The sequence below is a fragment of the Microbacterium sp. P2_F9 genome (assembly GCF_056403635.1).
In genome coordinates this window covers 1-3,795 of the sequence record NZ_JBFUFC010000271.1, presented here as the reverse complement: position 1 = coordinate 3,795, position 3,795 = coordinate 1, and the positions used below count along the sequence as shown (strand labels likewise).

General features: G+C 71.2%; 4 protein-coding genes. 2 read left to right on the top strand and 2 right to left on the bottom strand.

The features are described 5' to 3' along the window. On the bottom strand, window positions 1-931 hold a 931-nt coding region (locus tag AC1DVT_RS18575), incomplete at its 3' end, for an NAD(P)-binding domain-containing protein (protein WP_477390689.1). Window positions 932-978: 47 nt separating this feature from the next. Between AC1DVT_RS18575 and AC1DVT_RS18570 the strand changes: the two genes are divergently transcribed. Beyond that, entirely contained in the window at window positions 979-1,326 is a 348-nt protein-coding gene (locus tag AC1DVT_RS18570; protein WP_477390688.1) for a metalloregulator ArsR/SmtB family transcription factor, read from the top strand. Next, the gene (locus AC1DVT_RS18565) at window positions 1,323-2,018 is read left to right on the top strand and encodes an aquaporin (RefSeq protein ID WP_477390686.1); all 696 of its coding nucleotides are present in this window, start codon (window positions 1,323-1,325) and stop codon (window positions 2,016-2,018) included. Before AC1DVT_RS18570 ends, AC1DVT_RS18565 begins: the two co-directional genes overlap by 4 nt. A gap of 5 nt (window positions 2,019-2,023) precedes the next feature. Here AC1DVT_RS18565 and AC1DVT_RS18560 read toward each other — a convergent pair. Further along, the coding region (locus AC1DVT_RS18560) for an alpha-galactosidase (RefSeq protein ID WP_477390684.1) at window positions 2,024-3,795 on the bottom strand (1,772 nt) is incomplete at its 5' end.

Genomic DNA, 3,795 nt, shown 5'->3' with positions numbered 1-3,795 from the left:
TGTCGCCGGAGCGCTGCGCGCGGATGATCTCGAACCCRTCGACGACCTCGATCAGCCCCGCCGCGACGGCCTGGTCCACACGCCCGCCCAGTGCGGCGCGCCCGGCCAGCTCATCATCGGCGGACGACGAGACGCGGAGCGCGTTCTGGTTGCGGATCAGCCACGTCACGGCAGTTCCCGGCTCTTCGCGGGCGAGGTCGACGAGGCCGAGCAGCGTGTTCGCGGCGGAGTGCCCGGCGCCGACCACCGTGGCGTGCCGGCCGGCGAACCTGGCGCGGTCGCTTCCGAGCACGTCCGGCAGCGCCCCAGCGACCCTGTCGGTGATCTCGGCCATGCCGAGCAGGTCGAGACCGCTCGAGGACAGCGAGTTCGGCGAGCGGTAGGTGCCCGACGCGTCGATGACGGCGCGTGCCACGACATCCTCCACAGTCCCGTCGGACGTGCGGACCCGCACCGCGAACGGAGTGGCGAAGCGGCCGCGGGAGCGGGTGCGGTCCATCCCCTCACGGGTGACGCCGACCACCTCGACCCCGGTCCGCACCCGGGCCGCGATCGACTCGAGAGCCGCGAGCGGGGCGACGTACTTCTCGACCAGCTCCGCGCCGGTGGGGGCGCGCTCCGGGTCCGGCAGGTCCCAGCCCTGAGCTTCGAGCAGGCGCCGAGATGCGGGATCGACGAGGTGCTTCCAGGGCGAGAACAGCCGGGTGTGCCCCCACTCAAGAACGCTCGCCGCGATGCCCTCGCCGGCCTCGAACGCCACGAAATCGATGCCCCGCTCTACGAGGTTCGCGGCAGCGGCGAGCCCGATCGGACCGGCGCCGATGATGACGACGGGTAGAGTCGCGAGCCGGTCGTTCTCCACGACACGAGGCGTCAGATCGAGCAGGGTCACGGCATCCTCCAGCAGATATCGATGAACATCGATATCCATCCTGCAACCATCTATCGATGCCTGTCAATATCGATTAGCATCGATGCATGACGATGCTGGAGCTCACGGACATCTCCGCCGCCACGTGCTGCACTCCGCTGGTGCGCGAGCCGCTCACGGCCGACGAGGCAGAGCAGCTCGCGACGACCATGAAGGCACTGGCAGACCCGGCACGATTGCGGCTGCTGTCGATCGTCGCCGCCTCCGAGGGGGCCGAAGCGTGCGTCTGCGACCTGATCGAACCCATCGGGCTCAGTCAGCCGACGGTCTCGCATCACCTCAAGGTGCTGACCGCGGCGGGGTTCCTGGAGCGCAGCAAGCGCGGCACCTGGGCCTACTACCGGCTCATCCCCGGGGCGCTGGACCGCATCTCACAGCTGCTCGTCGCGTCGTGAACCCGGGCGCGATCCGCGCTGTCGCCGGCGAATTCCTGGGCAGCGCGCTTCTCACCGCGGTCGTGATCGGCTCGGGCATCGCGGCCCAAAGCCTCTCCCCCACCGATATCGGACTGCAGCTGCTCGAGAACGCCTTCGCGACCGCGCTCGGCCTCGGCGTGCTGATCCTCGTCTTCCAAACCGTGTCAGGCGCGCACTTCAACCCCGTCGTCTCGCTCGTCGACGCCGTGCTGCATCGCAAGGGCTGGGCGATCACGGCCGCGTATCTTCCGGCGCAGATCTTCGGATGCATCGGCGGGGCGATCCTCGCCAACCTCATGTTCGCCGAACCGGCCATCTCCTGGAGCACGACCGACCGCGCCACCTGGCCGCACCTGCTCGCCGAGGTCGTCGCCACGGCCGGGCTCGTGCTCGTGATCTTCGCGCTCGTCCGCACCGGGCGCGGCCACCTGGCCGCCCCCGCTGTCGGCGCCTACATCGGCGCCGCCTACTTCTTCACGTCGTCGACGAGCTTCGCCAACCCCGCGATCACGATCGGCCGGGCGTTCTCGGACACGTTCGCGGGCATCGCTCCGGCATCCGTCCTGCCGTTCATCGCCGCTCAGCTCATCGGCGCCGCGCTCGGCTGGGCGCTCGTTCGAGGCCTCTTCCCGGCCCCCGCGTCGGCGTCAGCCGCACACGCGAAAGGGTAGAAGGCTCAGCGCCAGGCGCTGAAGCGCCCGCCGGCGGGCACCGCCAGCAGCTCGACCGGACCGAACGCCTGGCTCCCCTGGGTCACGATGCGACCACGGGCGTCGCGGATCTCGTAGTGGGCTTCCGGCCACCCGTCGAGTCCGATCGCGACGACTCCGGCTTCGCCGCCGTTCACGACGTGCCACTCGTCGCCGTCGCCCGGCGGAAGGTTGACGGGACCGTCGCCGTAGCGCACGGTCAGGGCGACGCCGCCCTGCGCAGCCTCGACGATGGCGTAGTCGCGCTCCACTCCGGCGACCTGCAGCGGCGCGTGCAGCAGGAGATCGGAGTGCCGTTGCCAGAACCCGAGCCAGTGCGCCACGGTCTCCCGGTGCGGGGCCGACAGTTCGGCGAGGCGCACCGAGAGCTGCGGCACCCCGAACAGCGACGCGATGAGCTGCTGGGCGACGCGCTCCGGTGTGTCGGCGGGCGTCCACATGATCGGATCGCCGTGGACGGCCATCCCTGTCCCGAGCAGGCGGAGATCGACGATGCCGCGGCGGTTCTGCAGCGGGCTGAGCGGGCAGTCCGCGATGCGGAACATCGTGCCGCGCGAGAGCGCGGGACCGGTGATGTACGGCTCGCGGAACTCGATCATGAGGGGCTCCGCGACGCCGAGAGCGCCGATCTCGTCGAGCAGCAGCAGACCACCGTCCTCGATCGAGTCCCTGTCGGCGTCATCCGGCGGGGGCCCACCGTCCTGCGCGAACCGCTCGAGGAAGTCGAGCTTGAACCCGTGCGCTCCGGTGTCGGCGAGCAGCGCCTGCAGCCGCTCGACGACCACGCGCCTGGCGGCCGGCGAGCGGGGGTCGAGCACGGCGGCATCGAGGCCCGCCTCCTCGTAGGCCAGGGGGATCAGCCCGTCCTGGAACGTCTGCGACCGATACCCGATGAACGGGGTTCCGATCCACCACAGCGTCCGCAGTCCCAGTCCGTCGAGTTCACGCACGAGGCCGCGCGGGTCGGGGATCTTGCCCCGCTCGACCGCCCAGTCGCCGCACGACCCGTAGCCGCGCGCGGCATCCGCCGTCTGCCAGCCGTCGTCGATGATGACCGTGCCGATCCCGAGCTCCCCCGCGATGCGCGCGTCCGCCAGCAGCTCGTCCACGACCAGATCCTGGTGGAACGAGTACCACGTGCACAGCACGGGCTGTTCGTCGCGGACGGATGCCGGCTCCCGGCGCAGCCCGATGGCCCTGGCTACGCTCCGCACCGAGTCCGCGAAGTCCGCGCCGCGCAGGTCGAGGACGATCTCGGCTTCACGGGACTGCTCGATGTGCAGTTCGAGCAGGAACTCCCCGGACTCCTCGATCATGCCGGCGCGGACCTGCACCGGCCGCCCGCCCGCGTCGACCCCGAAGCCGACGAGCGCGGTGTCCTGGCGGCCGACGAGGCATCCGATCGGGATGTCGGCGAGCGCGCGGGTCGTGCGGGACTCCACCCACGACGGCGGCAGCGTGCCGCGCCCCTCGCCGCTGCCTGGACGCCACAGCGCCACCGGGTCGACGACCGCGAACCGCGCGACGAGACGGATCGTGCCCGCTTCGGCCGTGGCCAGCCTGAGCCTCAGCAGGCCGTCGGCGTCGAGTTCGGTGGCCGCTTCGACGAGTTCCGCGGTCGCGCCGACCGCCAGGGCGACGCGACCGTCCAGGCCCTCCGGACCAGGAAGTGCTGCGAGGGAGATGGTGGCGCGCGCGCCGGGCGCCCACACCTCGGCCGTGTCGACGGTCATCACGC